General features: G+C 30.8%; 15 protein-coding genes. 5 read left to right on the top strand and 10 right to left on the bottom strand.

The annotated features are described in order from the left end of the window. Positions 1-2: 2 nt before the first annotated feature. Both N187_RS01610 and N187_RS01615 read left to right on the top strand, forming a co-directional pair. Complete coding sequence (locus N187_RS01610) at positions 3-872, top strand: ABC transporter ATP-binding protein (RefSeq protein ID WP_025419531.1); 870 nt, start codon at positions 3-5, stop codon at positions 870-872. Next, on the top strand, positions 873-1,862 hold the full coding sequence (locus N187_RS01615; protein WP_025419532.1) for an ABC transporter ATP-binding protein: 990 nt from the start codon (positions 873-875) through the stop codon (positions 1,860-1,862). Positions 1,863-2,023: 161 nt separating this feature from the next. On the opposite strand, the gene N187_RS01620 is transcribed toward N187_RS01615, so the two are convergent. Continuing rightward, the gene (locus tag N187_RS01620; RefSeq protein ID WP_038443370.1) at positions 2,024-2,770 is read right to left on the bottom strand and encodes an early set domain-containing protein; all 747 of its coding nucleotides are present in this window, start codon (positions 2,768-2,770) and stop codon (positions 2,024-2,026) included. Positions 2,771-2,904: 134 nt separating this feature from the next. On the opposite strand from N187_RS01620, the gene eno reads away from it, so the two are divergent. Next, on the top strand, positions 2,905-4,209 hold the full coding sequence (gene eno / locus N187_RS01625; RefSeq protein ID WP_025419534.1) for a phosphopyruvate hydratase: 1,305 nt from the start codon (positions 2,905-2,907) through the stop codon (positions 4,207-4,209). Between the two features lie 61 nt (positions 4,210-4,270). On the opposite strand, the gene rpsI is transcribed toward eno, so the two are convergent. The 9 genes from rpsI to N187_RS01670 form a co-directional block, all read right to left on the bottom strand. Next, positions 4,271-4,681, bottom strand: coding sequence for a 30S ribosomal protein S9 (rpsI, locus tag N187_RS01630; protein WP_025419535.1), 411 nt, complete (start codon positions 4,679-4,681; stop codon positions 4,271-4,273). A gap of 10 nt (positions 4,682-4,691) precedes the next feature. Further along, entirely contained in the window at positions 4,692-5,141 is a 450-nt protein-coding gene (gene rplM / locus N187_RS01635) for a 50S ribosomal protein L13 (RefSeq protein ID WP_038443373.1), read from the bottom strand. Positions 5,142-5,220: 79 nt separating this feature from the next. Then, entirely contained in the window at positions 5,221-6,006 is a 786-nt protein-coding gene (locus N187_RS01640; protein WP_075550309.1) for a hypothetical protein, read from the bottom strand. Then, the gene (gatB, locus tag N187_RS01645) at positions 5,999-7,456 is read right to left on the bottom strand and encodes an Asp-tRNA(Asn)/Glu-tRNA(Gln) amidotransferase subunit GatB (protein ID WP_025419537.1); all 1,458 of its coding nucleotides are present in this window, start codon (positions 7,454-7,456) and stop codon (positions 5,999-6,001) included. The genes N187_RS01640 and gatB overlap by 8 nt, the downstream gene beginning before the upstream one ends. Continuing rightward, positions 7,446-8,891 carry an Asp-tRNA(Asn)/Glu-tRNA(Gln) amidotransferase subunit GatA gene (gene gatA / locus N187_RS01650; RefSeq protein WP_025419538.1) on the bottom strand — a complete coding sequence of 482 codons (1,446 nt, stop codon included), beginning with the start codon at positions 8,889-8,891 and terminating at the stop codon, positions 7,446-7,448. Before gatA ends, gatB begins: the two co-directional genes overlap by 11 nt. A gap of 13 nt (positions 8,892-8,904) precedes the next feature. Beyond that, positions 8,905-9,180 (bottom strand): Asp-tRNA(Asn)/Glu-tRNA(Gln) amidotransferase subunit GatC, encoded by a 276-nt coding sequence (gatC, locus tag N187_RS01655; RefSeq protein ID WP_025419539.1) that lies wholly within the window; start codon positions 9,178-9,180, stop codon positions 8,905-8,907. A 9-nt stretch (positions 9,181-9,189) separates the two neighbouring features. Beyond that, entirely contained in the window at positions 9,190-11,283 is a 2,094-nt protein-coding gene (locus tag N187_RS01660; RefSeq protein ID WP_025419540.1) for an ATP-dependent helicase, read from the bottom strand. Further along, entirely contained in the window at positions 11,283-12,479 is a 1,197-nt protein-coding gene (locus N187_RS01665; RefSeq protein WP_025419541.1) for a helix-turn-helix domain-containing protein, read from the bottom strand. The genes N187_RS01660 and N187_RS01665 overlap by 1 nt, the downstream gene beginning before the upstream one ends. 11 nt (positions 12,480-12,490) lie before the next feature. Beyond that, positions 12,491-13,144, bottom strand: coding sequence for a LolA family protein (locus N187_RS01670; RefSeq protein WP_025419542.1), 654 nt, complete (start codon positions 13,142-13,144; stop codon positions 12,491-12,493). 159 nt (positions 13,145-13,303) lie between these two features. Between N187_RS01670 and N187_RS01675 the strand changes: the two genes are divergently transcribed. Together N187_RS01675 and pyk are read left to right on the top strand one after the other, a co-directional pair. Further along, complete coding sequence (locus N187_RS01675; protein WP_025419543.1) at positions 13,304-14,713, top strand: NFACT RNA binding domain-containing protein; 1,410 nt, start codon at positions 13,304-13,306, stop codon at positions 14,711-14,713. 108 nt (positions 14,714-14,821) lie between these two features. Next, the gene (pyk, locus tag N187_RS01680; RefSeq protein WP_025419544.1) at positions 14,822-16,255 is read left to right on the top strand and encodes a pyruvate kinase; all 1,434 of its coding nucleotides are present in this window, start codon (positions 14,822-14,824) and stop codon (positions 16,253-16,255) included. Positions 16,256-16,257: the final 2 nt, after the last annotated feature.

A 16,257-nucleotide genomic window follows, 5' to 3' on the forward strand; every position in this document is an offset into this window, starting at 1 on the left:
AAATGAAAGAAGACTATATACTAGAAATAAAAAACTTAGCAATTGAATTTAAGTTAAAACATACAACAATAAATCCTGTAAACAATATAAACTTAAGGATTAAAAAAGGAGAAATTAGGGCTATTGTTGGAGAATCTGGAAGTGGAAAATCCGTTACAAGCATGGCAATATTAAAACTATTGCCATCCACAACAGTATATCAAAATGGAGAAATAATATTTGAAGGGCAAGACCTACTAAAGCTTAGCGAACAAGAGATTCAAAACATTAGGGGAAATAAAATAGCAATGATATTCCAAGATCCAATGACTTCTTTAAACCCATACTTAAGAATATCCACACAAATCGAAGAAACAATAATGATACATCAGAAATTAGATAAAAAAACAGCAAAGCAAAAAGCAATAGAAATGCTAAAAACAGTTGGTGTTATTAACGCAGAAGAAAAAATAGAATATTATCCACATCAATTTTCAGGAGGAATGAGACAAAGAGTTATGATTGCAATGGCTCTGAGTTGCCACCCATCATTATTAATTGCAGATGAGCCTACCACAGCCCTTGATGTTACAATCCAAGAACAAATATTACTACTCATTAAAAGCTTATCTAAAAAATTCAATACCTCTACTATATTAATAACCCATGATCTAGGAGTGGTTGCAGAAGTATGTGACACAGTTTCTGTAATGCACCAAGGAAAATTTGTAGAAGAAGGTACAGTACAAGAAATATTTAAAAATCCCAAACATCCATACACAATTGGACTTTTAAAATCAATACTTACTCTTGATAAGGATCCAAATGAAAAACTCTATTCAATGAAAGATTATCCTATCGAAACTACTAAAAATGGAATTGGAGAATGCTAAATGAAAAATGAAAAAGACATAATTCTTAAGGTGGAAAACTTAGTACAAACATTCACAATTGGAGAAGACTTTTTATTTTGGAAAAATAAGCGTAAAGTAAATGCTTTAAATGGTATAAGCTTTGAAGTTGAACGTAACAAAACATTAGGACTTGTTGGGGAATCTGGCTGTGGAAAATCAACAACCTTAAGAACAATAATGCAACTCCACAGACCAACATCTGGTAGCATATATTTCAATGGAAAAGATATGACTAAACTATCAAAAAGAGAACTTCTAAAGACAAGAAAAGACATGCAAATGGTATTCCAAGACCCACACACATCTCTCAATCCAAGAATGACAATAAGAGAGATAATAGAAGAACCATTAGTGATATACAATGAAAACAAAATCCTTCCAAAAACTAAACAAGAAATAGAAAAAAGAGTAAATGAATTAATGAATCTTACCGGACTTGCAAAAAGCATGTTATCTAGATATCCACATGAATTTTCAGGAGGACAAAGACAAAGAATAGGAATAGCAAGAGCACTTGCTTTAAATCCAAAGCTATTACTGCTAGACGAAGCTGTATCTGCGCTAGATGTATCAATAAGGGCACAAATTTTAAATTTGCTTAAAGATTTACAAAAAGAATTGAGTCTATCTTATCTATTTATCTCTCACGACTTGGCAGTAGTAAAATACATGAGCGATAAAATTGCAGTAATGTACATGGGGGTCATCCTAGAAATTGCACCTAGAGAAATTTTATTCTCAAACCCTAAGCATCCATACACAAAAACATTAATAGCATCTATTCCTGAAATTGATCCTGAAAAAATCAAAACTAAAACTATCAAACTTGATGAACCATCTCTAACAACTATACGAAACACATCCTTAACACCAGAAAATGCACCTCTTGAAGAAGTAGAAAAAGATCATTTTGTATCTAAGTATCTTTTTGATGAAATGAACAGCCTGTTAAATAAAAATGAGACTTAATGCAAACAAAAGGTTAAAATTTTACTCGTTCTTAATCTAAAATTTTCCTTTTCAAATTTATATACCTTACGCTATTTATTTAAGTTTAGTTAATGCTTATCTCCAGACGATTATATTTAAGGATTACTACAAGAATTTTAGTTCTCTCCTCTACCTTAAATTTAATTATCGAAATAAGAGACTTCAAAATCTATCTTATTATCAATACCTTCAACCGAATACAGATTAATCCTATTAACATTATTCTTATCTATAACTTTATTTCCAGAATCGACAAAATAATAATAAATTCTACCCTTAGGAAGATCTTTAAGCTTAATAGTATATACACCTTTATAGGGTTCTTGTTCAACCAATCTATTTAAAAATGGATTAAAATTATTAAAGTTGCCAGCTATTGTAACAATCTGTCCAGGACGACCTATATAAAAAATTTCAACTTCTCTACCATCAGAAGAATCAATTGGATTTCGTAAAGACACATAACTATGATCTACATCTATATCAATTATAGAGAATGGTATTAAATCTTTATTAAACACTACATTTCTATTATATTCATCATTTGTCCAAATACCATCTACAACAAGCCTATACTGAATCCTACCAACTCCATGGGGAAGATTTACTTTTACAAAAAAAAGTCCATATTTGTTTTTCTTAAATAAGTACTTTTTTGTATAACTATCAAAATCAAAAGCAGCAAAAATTTTCCTAATGCACTTATTAGAAGGATAAAACATAATGACTCTCTTAGAATCAACAATTGGCTCTAAACTATCCTTTCTAGTTGAAACTTCCAAAAATTCATTTAAAGACAAATCAAAATTTTCAATCACATGAGTCTTTGAGCAAATATTACCAATACCCAAGAAAAAGAATATAAAATAAAATAACCGTCTCAACATCCTTTCCACAATTTAATTGTAAAATTCAATAAACAATTCTTTTATCAAAATACTACACATTTGTCTAATTTGCTATTATACTGAAAACATATACTAAAGTAAATATACAAATATTAACCAATAAGGAGTGTAAAATGGGCTTTCATATTTATGAAATAAAAGCTAGGCAAATAATTGATTCTAGAGGAAATCCAACCGTAGAAGCAGATGTAATACTCGAAGATGGTTCTATAGGTAGAGCAGCTGTTCCATCAGGCGCATCAACAGGAACAAATGAAGCTGTTGAATTAAGAGATGGCAATCAATCTGTTTATATGGGTAAAGGAGTACTCAAAGCAGTTGAAAATATAATAAATATTATCTCTCCAGAACTTGAAGGAATGAGTGCTTTAAACCAAGTAGAAATAGACAAAAAGATGCTCGAACTTGATGGAACTCCTAATAAATCAAAACTTGGAGCTAATGCTATCCTTGCAGTTTCAATGGCTACGGCTAGAGCAGCAGCTGAACACCTTGGGTTAAAAGTTTATCAATATCTTGGTGCCTACAAAGCTAACATTTTACCTACACCTATGTGTAACATTATAAATGGCGGTGCCCACTCTGATAACTGCATTGATTTTCAAGAATTTATGATAATGCCAATTGGAGCAAAAACTTTTAGTGATGCTATAAGAATGTCTGCTGAAGTTTTTCACACACTCAAAGGTATTTTAAGCAAAAGAGGATACACAACATCCGTTGGAGATGAGGGTGGATTCGCACCAAATTTAAAATCAAACGAAGAAGCTTGTGAAGTCATTATGGAAGCCATCAAAAATGCAGGATATACACCTGGCACAGATATCGCAATCGCTCTTGATCCAGCAACGTCTGAATTATATGATTCAAAAACAAAAAAATATGTACTTAGATGGTCAACAAAAGAAGAACTCACTTCTGAAGAAATGGTTGAATATTGGGCAAAATGGGTAGAAAAATATCCTATTATATCAATTGAAGATGGCATGGCTGAAGAAGACTGGGATGGATGGAAAAAACTTACAGATAGGATTGGAAATAAAGTTCAACTTGTTGGAGACGATTTATTTGTAACAAACACATCTTTCCTTAAGAAAGGAATTGAAATGAAAGTTGCAAATTCAATCCTCATTAAAGTAAATCAAATTGGAACATTAACTGAAACTTTTGAAGCTGTAGAGATGGCAAAAAAAGCAGGATATACTGCAATAGTCTCACATCGCTCAGGAGAAACAGAAGATACAACCATTGCTGATCTTGTTGTCGCACTTGGAACAGGACAAATAAAGACAGGCTCCCTATCAAGAACAGACAGAATAGCTAAGTACAATCAACTCTTAAGAATAGAAGAAGAATTGGGAAGTACTGCTGAATACCATGGAAAAGATGTTTTTTATTCTATTAAAAAACAACAATGATACAACTAAGGCCCTCTTATGAGGGCCTTAGTTCATACAAACAAAATATAAAAACAAATACTTATCTTTTTGAGAATTGAAAACTCTTCCTAGCCTTCTTCCTACCAGACTTTTTACGTTCAACTCTCCTTGGATCTCTTGTTAAAAATCCATTGGATTTAAGAACTATCTTATACTCTTCATCAAGATCAAGAAGGGCTCTTGCAACACCATGCCTAATAGCACCAGCCTGACCCGAAATACCCCCACCATAAACATTAATATAAAGGTCATACTTACCAAGAGTCTTTGTTAAAACCAGCGGAGATAGAGCAATCGTCCTAAACTTTTCAAGTTGAATATAAGAATCAAAATCCTTACCATTAATCTTAATATCACCCTTACCTTCTCTAATATAAATTCTAGCAACAGAAGACTTTCGCCTTCCCGTACCCATTCCTAAATTAATACCCTTAACACCTGACTTTGACATTTTGCCTCTCTTAATTTGCTTCTAATTTACAAAGATTTTGAGATGTAAACGTATGCTTAGAATCAGCAAAAACTTTAAGATTTCTAAAAAGCTCACGTCCCAAAGATCCTTTTGGTAACATACCCTTAATAGCTATTTCAAGAGGAGCCGTTGGTTTTCTCGCAGATAATGTTCTAAAAGTATCAGAGTAAAGACCTCCAGGATATCTTGAATGCCTATAATAAATCTTCTGAAAATATTTCTTACCAGTAAGTCTAACCTTTGAAGCATTAACAATTATAACATTATCACCTAAATCCTGGTGAGGAGTATAATAAGGCTTATGCTTGCCTCTCAAAATTTTAACAGCTTCTGTAGCAACTTTACCAAGAACTTTATCTGAAGCATCAATTACATACCATTTTTTCTCTACATACTTCGGCTTAATCCATATTGTCTTATTATTCGTGATCTTATTCATAATAATATATAGCCCTCACTTAGATATCCTATCAAGTTACGCTTCTTAATTGTATTATTTGTAAGTTAATCTGTCAATACTAACAGCCAAATTTATCCCATAGCTTCAGAGAAACTTTTTTAAACCCATCTAAATCTCCCCTAGAAAATTTTAAAGGAACAAGAGAAGGAACATCAAAAACAGGACTAATTAAATAGCCATTTTTTAAATACTCATTAAAAACTTCATCATGATACTTAGAACTATAAAGAGGAAACATATATCTACCAATAAGTCTAAAAATAGGCGTATCAAAAATATCAAAATTAATCTTTAAATTTTTCTCATAAGACAAAATCTTAGTAAGCATATGTCTGGCAACCGCCAAAGTCAAAGCATCAAAAAGATCTCTAAATTCGATTTTTCTAGACAAATTATCTACCACAGCGATGCTAATAGACATGCATCCAGGCATTGGAATATTTATAAGCATAGGATACCTAAAATTATCAAATCCGACCTTGAACTCATACACCCCCTGTTTTTCTTCCCAAGGATTACTAAAACAACTCTGACCTGTTAAAGACAATAAAAAATCTCTGGCATCTCTGTCAAACTTAAAAACATAAACAGAACCCGCCTCTTTAAAAAAAGAAAAAAAAATATTTTCAAACTGTTTCCTAAAAACAGAAGGATAAGAAGCCGTAAGACCTCTTGAAAAAGTCTGCTTAATAATAAGATTTAAACCTTGAACCCTATGCCCTAGAAAGTTCAGTCCACCATTTAAATATAAATCTAAATACCGGTTACCATTAATATCATAAAGATAAAAAAACCTTGCTCTTCTAATTATTGGCAAACAACTAAATGGAGACTTGCTACACATTCCTTAACTTGCTCATTAAAATTTCATTTGCAAGAACGGGATTTGCCTTACCAGAAGTTTTACGCATGATCTGACCCATCATAAATTTAATTGAATGACTCTTACCTCTCTTATAAAGCGCTATGGATTTAGGATTTTCATTTAAAACTTCAAGCACAACTGATTCAATGAAAGATTCATCACTTATTTGCTCTAAATTTTTTTCATTAATAATAACAGAAGGAGAAACATTTCGATCAAGCATTTCTAAAAATATTTCTTTCGCAATCTTACCACTTATCTTGCCATTAACAATGCATTCAACAAGTTCACCAACATATAATGGTGATAAATTAAAATCAAGTATACTTATTGCTCTATCATTTAGTACACTCAACACTTCAGATAGTACCCAATTTGCCACTCTCTTAGGTTCACTCGCACCCATAGCCGCTTCTTCAAAATATTTAACTAGATTTTTATCAGAAGTTAAAGTCACAACATCAAAATCACTAAGACCATATTGATCTTTTAATCTCATTCTCGCATCAAAAGGCAACTCTAACATTCTATCAAAATTTATGCTCTCAATATAAGCATCATCAAGCTCGATTAAAGGCAAATCAGGATCCCTCATATAACGATAATCAATTATCGTTTCTTTACTCCTTTGCAGTACTGTAATACCTCTTTTATCATCAAAGCCCATTGTATGCTTACCCACACTCTCAAAAGTTTTTCTGTGTAAAATCCACTCTTCTTTTTGCCTTGACTCTTCATAATCAATTGCCAACCTCACTGATTTAAAAGAATTTAAATTTTTTATCTCAGAAATAGGAGTTTTATACTCAATATCGTTTTCGTTAATAAGTAAATTAACATTAACATCACAACGAAATGACCCGTTTTCCATATTACAATCAGACAAATCAAGATATCTGAAAATTTCTCTTAAAGCACTCAAATAAGCTATAGCTTCTTCTCCACTATTAATATCTGGTTTTGAGACAATCTCTAGCAATGGTGCACCTGCACGATTAAAATCAATATAACTTTGATTCTCACTCTCAAGCAAATGCAAGCTCTTGCCAGAATCTTCTTCCATATGTATCCTATCAATATTAATTTTTTTTAAACCTGAACTAATTTCAATTAAGATGAACCCATTTTCACAAATTGGCTCATCATTTTGTGATATTTGATATCCCTTAGGTAAATCAGGATAAGCATAATGCTTTCTATCAAACTTAACAATATTTCTAATCTTAGAATTAGTAGCATGCCCAGCCAAAATCGCACTAATAATAAGTTCTTTATTTACACTGGGCAATGCTCCAGGAAGCCCAAGACATATCGGACACGTACGAGAATTTGGAATTCCACCAAAATCATTCTTACATCCGCAAAAAGCTTTAGTCTTTAATCCCAATTGCACATGCACTTCCAAACCAACAAGCAATTTATATTCCATTTACTCCCAATTCCTCTATTACATTTTTCACAAAATTTAAAAGCTCAAAATCTCTCTTAAATTGACCAATTATCTGCATACCAATAGGTAAGCCCCTATCATCTTTAGCAAAGGGAATAGAAAGTGCAGGGACTCCAATAAGATTAGCAATCACAGTACATAAATCAGAATAATACATTTTTATAGGATCATCAAAATTCTCACCAATTTTAAAAGGTTTCACAAAACTTGTAGGAGTAATAATATATGAACAACTACTAAAAATTTCATTGAACTTTGGAATTAACACATTTTCAATAATCTTGCAAGCTTTTGCATAATATTGCAAATCATAACCTTCTGAGCACAAATAATTACCAAGCACAATACGTCTTTTCACTTCTTCTCTTAAAAATAAACTCCTATGCTTACAGTAAAAATCATTAAGACTTAATTCATCATTCAACCTTTTTCCATAATGAAGACAAGTATAACGAGCAAGGTTAGAAGCAGCCTCAACTGGAGATACTGAATAGTAAAGGGAAAGTACAAAATTAACTGCCTCTATTGAAACTTCATGTATTTCAACTCCTCTGCTTAAAAGTTCAGATTTAAATCTAGAAAAATTGCAGGCAACCTCTCTTTCCATCAAATCCTCACTAAGTTCTTTAATTACAGCCACTTTGATCCCTGATAAAGGCTTACTCAACAATGGATAAGGTTCTTGGATAATATCTACGCTAGTAGAATCCATTCTGTCAATTCCACAAGTATATTTTAATATTAAAGCCACGTCATCAATAGAATTAGCAAAAAATCCTATTTGATCAAGAGAAGACACATATGATGCAAGTCCATAACGAGATAAACCTCCATAAGAAGGTTTAAAGCCAATCAAACCTGAAAAGGAAGCAGGAAGTCTAACAGACCCTCCAGTATCGCTACCAAGTGCAAAAGGAGCCTGATTACCAGCAACAACAGCTCCTGAACCACCAGAACTACCACCTACAACATACTCTTTGTTTAAAGGATTAAGAGTAGCACCATAATAAGAAAATTCACAAGAAGATCCCATTGCAAACTCATCCATATTAGTTCTACCAATTAAAATTGCACCGTTATCTTTAAGTCTCTTAATAACAGTTGCATCATAAGGAGAAACATATCCTTGCAAAAGCTCAGATGCACAAGTTAAGCTTTTATTCTTAATAGAAATATTATCCTTAACAGCAATGGGCATACCAATCAAAGGCAAATTTTGTTCTTTACCTTTACCTAAAAGCTCATCATATTCTTTTGCCAATTCTAACGCGTCATCAAAAAACTCAATATATCCATTAATATCTTTATTGACTTCGTAACGCTCTTTATAAAAGAGAATAATATCATAAATCTTGCAGCTTCGAGTCAATATTAATTCTCTAAGTTTTATTAAACTTAAACCTCTTAAATCCAACTCAATACCCCTCCTAATCAAGTACTCTAGGTGATGAAAAGTAACCATCCACAAATACATCACTAAAATTCTTGATAGACTCAATAGTCAAAGAAGGTAAAATCTCATCGTTCCTTAAAGTAGAAAGTTTACATGTTTTTCGTTGAAATCCATCTTTTACTTTAAATTCAGCAATTTTATTTAACATATCAATGATCTTTTCAAATTTCATGACAAACTTCTGTTTTTCACTATTACCTAATCTTAATAAACTTAACTTCAAACTATCTTCTAAATGAATATCTATCAAATTTCACCTCTAAATCTTAGAAAGTCCTTTAATATAGTTCGAGCTTAAAATAGCTTTCCTTCCATTCTTTAGACTAATTTTAATAAATTGCTCGCTATTTTGATACCACTTATCAATCACTACACCATTTTCACCATTATAAGTTATATAATCCCCAATGTTAAAGCTTTTATTAACACTTCCTGAAAAAAAATATTTGAAATTATTTTTTAAATATTCCGGAACAAAAACAATATCATAATTGTCTTTGGCAATATCTTGAAAAAAGACTGACATAGCCGTATTCCTCAGCATACCTCCAAAAAACCTCTGCAAATTCATCGTAACAATAAGTTCAAATTTAGCCCTAGTAATAGCAACATAAAAAAGCCTTCTTTCCTCTTCAAGTCTTTCCTGGGTCAATTCCTCAATCTCAGCAGGTAATAAACCTTTCTCAAGCCCAGATATTATTACTCTATCAAACTCAAGTCCTTTAACTCCATGAATTGAAGAAAGGAGTATGCTAGACTTAGAATCTCCATGAATTAAAGGTGAAAGAGATGAATTTTCCAAAAATATCACAAGCCCTTCAAAACTGCCTGAGTATTCAACCCCACTACTAATAAGTTCATCAATATTTCTAGATTTTTCATCTTTATCAAATTTTTGATAATAAGCCCAAAATCCAGATTTAATTACAACATCCTTAATAAATTCAGATAAATTTATATAAGAAGCTCTTTTTATATTCTCTTCTAGATCATCATATAAATTTAAAAAAGCAACAAGAGAATCTTTTGCTTTACCTTTAAGACCCTCAACAACTCTTCTACTTGCAAGAATTAAATCAAGATTGACACTAAGATCATTTAACATTGCAATTATCTTATCCGTAGTAGTTTTCCCAATTCCCCTAGCAGGCTTATTTATGACTCTTAAGAAAGAAATTTTATCTTTTTTATTTACAAAAAGTCTTAATAAAGAAATTATATCTTTAATCTCCTCTCTTTCATAAAATCTAATTGAACCTAATACTTTATGTGGAATGTTGTGTTTTAAAAAAGATTTTTCAAACTGCAAAGATTGATGATTAAATCTGTAAAGGATCGCTGTCTCAAGTTCATCTTCAAGAAGGAAGTTAGAAAAATAGTCAGCTTCCTCTATAGGATTTTGGAAGACAAACAATTTCATCTTCCTTCCTATCTTGTTCTTCGTAATTATCAACTTTTTATACCTATTTCTATTTTTTGAAATAACATCATTTGCAACATTAACAATACTTAAACTGGAACGATAATTTTGTACCAAAAAATATTTAGATACATTACTAAATACTTTTTCAAATTCAAGAATATTTTCAACTCTAGCCCCTCTGAAAGAATAGATAGACTGATCCTCATCTCCTACTACTATAAAATGCATATCCTTGCAATAAAGCTCTTTTAAAAATAAAAATTGTGAATAATTAGTATCTTGGTATTCATCTACAAAAATGGCTTTAAACTTTTTCTGAACTTTCATCTTGATATCTTGACAACTTTTTAACATCAATACAGCTTTAAGAATAAGATCAGCAAAATCAAAAGCATTGTTTCTAGATTTCTCTTGCTCGTAAAACTTAATATCTCCATGGATCTTCTCATCAAGATTACAATAACAATCTAAAAGGCAATTTTCTTTATGCTTAAGTATAAAAGACGCCACATGCTTTGCAAGCTCAATTGTTGAAGCAAGCCCAATTTGTTTAATAAATCTAACAACATCATTAATATCCCAAATTGTAAAATTCGAATCATAATCTTTATCAAATTCTTTAAAGTAAAGCCTTAAAAGCCAAACACCAAAAGAATGAAAGGTCTGAATATGTAGGGTTTTATTAAAATCAAAAAGATAATTTAGTCTCAAATTCATCTCATTTGCAGCTTTATTTGTAAATGTTAAAGCAAGAATCTCTTCTGGCCTCAAGTTCATTTCCTTTATTAAATAAGCTATTTTAGCCGTTATAACCCTTGTTTTACCACTGCCTGGACCTGCCAAAACAAGAATGGGATTCTTAGTATCATCTAAAACAACTTTTTTCTGATCATAATTTAAACTAAAGATAAATTTTTCTATTCTATCCATTAATAAACTTCAGACACCTTAAGCTCGAAACTTCCAGGAGTTTTTAACCAAAAAAATTGGATTGCCATCACTTCTCTTCCATAATTCTTCAAAATAGAAGTAATGTCTTTACCTTGAAGAAAAATATTAACATCTGAAAGTCTTGATAAAAATAGTATTAAAGATTTTCCAAAATTTAAATGAAGAGGAACACCCTTAGATGCAAGCAAAGATTTACCATAAAGATTATTCTCATCAGCATATCTTAAAAATGTATCATTTAAAAAATTAATTACTAAATCAACTCTGGAAATATCTTGAACAGAATATAAAGTAGGATACTCATTAATTGCTCTACTCTTAGGACCACTAACTTCAAAGCCCCAATTTAAAACATTAAACCTACTAGCAAGACTAGTTTCAAGCACATATTCAATATTAAGCATAAAAGATTCTAAGCCTACATGAGCTTTTTTAACATCACCTTGAGAATAGTTATCATATACAATCTTGACCTTGATATTATCATTCAAAACTATTTCCCGAGATTCGCCTAATTTAAAAATATATCTTCCCTTTCTTAAATCATTTATAATAATCAAATCATCATTCATAAAAGAGATTTTATACTTTGCAATAGAATTCCCATATACTAAGGACAAAAAATCCCCATCTCCAAGAGTAACATTCCAAAAACTTTCCCTATCAAAAAGAACTTCATGAATTTTTGGGGATTGTCTTATAACATTATCTGCTTTGAAAATTTTTCCTAAAAATTGCTTAATCCCAATGAAATTTACAATTAAAATAACTAAAAATATAATGCTAATCATTCCTATCAATATCTTAGTATTCCTAGGAAAATTTATCTTATCAATATCCAAATACTTACCCCCAGGCCTACCTTTAACAAAATTTGAATTGCCATTTTGATCCTCAGTCTTAATTCCAATATAACTACTATTAAGTCTTTTTTTATACTCTTTAAAAAGAGATGAAACATACCAAATATCAACACCTAAATACTCACTATAAGTCCTTAAGAATCCCACAGCTAAAACTTCATTTGGAAACAATTCGACATTAGAATCTTCAAGTGCTTTAAGATATTCGACAGAAATTTTAATATCATCAGATATCACATCAAGAGTCAGTCCTTTATCAATTCGAGCTTTCCTTAAAAAATCTCCAAATCTAATGAAATTATTTATTTCCATCTTTCAATACCTCAAGTTTTTTTGATATCATATAAAAAGCTATCCACCTTATTTGAAGTTTTTGGCAGATCATATTTAAACTTATTATCAGGAATACCAACATTAAACTTCACAGATAAAAGATCAATAATTATTTCTCGACCACCACCCGTAGGATAAGCAATAACTCTCCTGATTGCACCACTTGGAGTAAAAGCAATCATAAAGGAATCAATCGTAGCAGCCCCCTTATAAAGTCGTCTTGAAAAAGTCAATTTTATAACACTCTCTGTATTTCCTCCAGATTCATCAAGAGGTTCTAAATTGGGAGAATTAGTATAAGATACACTATACTCAGTACTTAAAATCTTCATAAAGCCACTCTCCCCTCTTCCTATAGTCAACTGTTGTCTAAAAGAAGTTCCAAGAGCTGGAACATAAACAGTTAAAACTTCACCATCACTCACAAAAACCTGATTATTTGAATCTAAACTAATAATAAATTTATCGGGAAATTTATATAACAAAGTTCCTGTTTGCTTCAAGCCTTTTATGTTCAGGTTAATCTTAGCCTGCATATCTTCTATATTCTTGTACTTTGAATAAACATCCTCGAAATACTGATTGGAAGATACTTGAGCGAAAATCAAACAAGGACAAAAAATAAATATTATCTTTTTCACCATAAAATCGCATCTCACCATGCTAAATTCAACAACAAATACACTTCAAGCCCTACCTTTAATACTCAATAAGTAAAACTTTCTATAATAAGTTATCATTTATAATATAACATTTTGCAAATTAATAATAAACATATTTATCAAAAGACAAAAGGAAAAAAAATGTCATTAAACTACAATGAAATAAACATCATACTTAAAGAACTGCCGTTACAAAATTCATTCTTAAGAAAAATCAAACAGCCCAACCACAAAACTTTGGTTATGGAATTTTATAATAAAGAAATAAATGAAAAAAATTTTAATGTATTAATCGCACTAGATCCAAAAAAAACAAGGATTCAAAAAACAAGTAAGAAATTTGAAAATATCAAGCCCTCTTTAAGATTTTTTGAATTCTTAAAATCAAAAGTTCAAAATGGTAAAATATCTGAGGTATATCAAATAAAAAATGAAAGAATAATTTTAATTAAAGTAATCAAAGAAAAAATAATAACCCTTATCTTCATAAAGTTATGGCCATCATCTCCTAACATAATTGCTACAGACACAAATCTCAAGATCCTCGATGCATACTACAGAAGACCAAAATCAAGAGAAGTTACAGGTGAAATATTCACAAAAGTAAAAGAAATTATTGAAAATAATAATATAACTGACAAACAAGAAGTCAAACTCAAAGATGGATATAACAATAAACTACCCTACTGCGAATTTATTGAAAATTACTATGAGGATTTAGAAACAAAAGAAATCCAAGCAAATAATACAGAACTACTCATAAGAAAATATGAAAAAGAAAAAATAACCCTAGAAAAGAAAATAAACGCCTTAGAAAAACAAATAAATTCAATTAAAAGAATCGAGACTCAAAAAGAGAAAGGCGAAATAATCTTATCAAATATTAACAAAATAAAAAAAGGTATGGATGAAATCATTTTAGAAAACAGCAATGGAAAACAAATTAGAATAATACTGGACAAAGTACTAACTCCTCAAGATAATGCTTTAAAATACTTTAAAGAATACAAAAAAAATAAAAATTCCCTAAGGATCATGCAAGAACAATTAGAATATGCACGAACACAATACGATCTGTTAATATTAAAGGCAAATTGCACAGATGAACAATACTGTAGTAACCCCGAAAATAAAACAACAAAAAAACGAAAAATTATAAAAAAGACCTCTATTGGTCTTAATTTTCTCTCTTGTGGATTTGAAATTGCTGTAGGCAGAAATACAAACGAAAATGATGAACTTTTAAGAAGGTGGGCAAAAGGAAATGATTACTGGCTACACACAAGAGACTATCCCGGTGCTTACGTATTTATCAGAAACAAAAAGGACAAAACACCTCCTCTTAAAGTCTTAATAGATGCAGGAAACCTATGTGTATTTTATACAAAACCTGCAAGACAAGCAGGCGAAGCTGATCTTTACTATACTAACGTCAAACATTTAAGAAGAGTTAAAGGAGAAGGAAAAGGACTTGTAATACCCAATAGAGAAAAAAACTTAAATATCAAACTAGACAAACAAATATTAAACAAACTAAAAAACAAAAGTTAAGTTTATAATATACGCTAACTTGATCTTAAAATAAAATGACAAGTTCTTAAAAAATATTGTTATTGAAGATTAAAAAGAATAAAATTTAACATTGTAGGAGAAAAATAAATGATACAAAAATTAACAAAAATAGTAGCAACAATATCTGACCTTAGATGTGATCCAGAACACATAAAAGAGTTATATAAAGCAGGAGTAAACGTAATAAGGCTTAACACTGCTCATCAATCTCATGACGATGCAATAAGAGTAATAAACAATGTTAGGCAAGTTTCAAATAAGATAGCATTAATGATTGATACAAAAGGACCAGAAGTCAGAACAGCTAATATTGAAAAGCCTATCACAGTTAAGGTAGGAGATAAAATAATAATCTCAACATCTCCTATCAATGATCCTAATGCATTGCAAACCAACTATGATAAATTTGTAAATGAAATTCCAAATGGAGCAAAAATCCTTATCGATGATGGCGAAATTGAAATGATTGTCACTGAAAAATTAGAAGACAGATTAATTTGTGAAGTTAAAAATGATGGACAAATCAAAAATAAAAAATCAATCAACACACCAGGAATTTCACTTAAACTAAAATCCGTCACTGAGAAAGACAAAGGATTCATTGAACTTGCAGCCAAACAAAATATTGATTTTATTGCTCACTCATTTGTAAGACACGAAAAAGATATTCAAGATGTTAAAGATATATTAAATGCCGCTGGAAATCCAGACGTTAAAATTATTGCCAAGGTTGAAAATCAAGAAGGAATTGATAACATTGAAGAGATTGCAAAAGCTGCTTATGGAATCATGGTTGCAAGAGGCGATATGGGAGTTGAGATACCTGCTGAAGATGTTCCTTTAGCACAAATGAAAATAACAAAAACCTGCATTAAATATGGAGTACCTGTAATTACCGCAACACAAATGCTGCACACAATGATTGAAAATCCAAGACCTACAAGAGCAGAAGTATCTGATGTTGCCAACGCAATTCTAAATGGAACTGATGCCATAATGCTATCTGGTGAGACAGCTTATGGTAAATATCCAATTGAAGCTGTCAAGATGATGACTAAAATTGCCAGAGAAGTCGAAAAATATAGAGAAAAAACAATATTTCGAGATGAAATTTTCTGTAGTAAAAAGCTTATTAGAAACTATATTATTAAATGTGCAATTGATGCAACCAAGATAATGCCTATTAAGGCTATTATTGTTGATTCACTCAAGGGAAGAACCGCAAGAATAATGGCAACATATAGAGCAAGTGTGCCTCTATTTATTACAACAAACAATGAAAGAATAGCAAGAGAACTATCACTCTCTTACGGCGTCCATTCTAATCTTGTCGATCACAATTTCAAGAGAACAAATGAATTTGTAGTAACTTCTATTGAAATACTCAAAGCCCAAGGAATAGTTAAAGATTCAGATATCATAGTAATTATCTCTGGAAATCCAAATAGAGATACTAACAAAGGCACAGAATTTATGGAAATAAATACAGTAGAAGAAGCAATTAAGGGGCACAAAATATAGAT

The sequence above is a fragment of the Borrelia anserina Es genome, from assembly GCF_001936255.1.
Taxonomy (GTDB): domain Bacteria; phylum Spirochaetota; class Spirochaetia; order Borreliales; family Borreliaceae; genus Borrelia; species Borrelia anserina.

Bases quoted from the DNA above. Each gene is read 5' to 3' on its own strand.
- N187_RS01610 (WP_025419531.1), top strand. From the start codon at position 3: ATGAAAGAAGACTATATACTAGAAATAAAAAACTTAGCAATTGAATTT.
- N187_RS01615 (WP_025419532.1), top strand. From the start codon at position 873: ATGAAAAATGAAAAAGACATAATTCTTAAGGTGGAAAACTTAGTACAA.
- N187_RS01620 (WP_038443370.1), bottom strand. From the start codon at position 2,770: ATGTTGAGACGGTTATTTTATTTTATATTCTTTTTCTTGGGTATTGGT.
- eno (WP_025419534.1), top strand. From the start codon at position 2,905: ATGGGCTTTCATATTTATGAAATAAAAGCTAGGCAAATAATTGATTCT.
- rpsI (WP_025419535.1), bottom strand. From the start codon at position 4,681: ATGTCAAAGTCAGGTGTTAAGGGTATTAATTTAGGAATGGGTACGGGA.
- rplM (WP_038443373.1), bottom strand. From the start codon at position 5,141: ATGAATAAGATCACGAATAATAAGACAATATGGATTAAGCCGAAGTAT.
- N187_RS01640 (WP_075550309.1), bottom strand. From the start codon at position 6,006: ATGTGTAGCAAGTCTCCATTTAGTTGTTTGCCAATAATTAGAAGAGCA.
- gatB (WP_025419537.1), bottom strand. From the start codon at position 7,456: ATGGAATATAAATTGCTTGTTGGTTTGGAAGTGCATGTGCAATTGGGA.
- N187_RS01660 (WP_025419540.1), bottom strand. From the start codon at position 11,283: ATGGATAGAATAGAAAAATTTATCTTTAGTTTAAATTATGATCAGAAA.
- N187_RS01665 (WP_025419541.1), bottom strand. From the start codon at position 12,479: ATGGAAATAAATAATTTCATTAGATTTGGAGATTTTTTAAGGAAAGCT.
- N187_RS01670 (WP_025419542.1), bottom strand. From the start codon at position 13,144: ATGGTGAAAAAGATAATATTTATTTTTTGTCCTTGTTTGATTTTCGCT.
- N187_RS01675 (WP_025419543.1), top strand. From the start codon at position 13,304: ATGTCATTAAACTACAATGAAATAAACATCATACTTAAAGAACTGCCG.
- pyk (WP_025419544.1), top strand. From the start codon at position 14,822: ATGATACAAAAATTAACAAAAATAGTAGCAACAATATCTGACCTTAGA.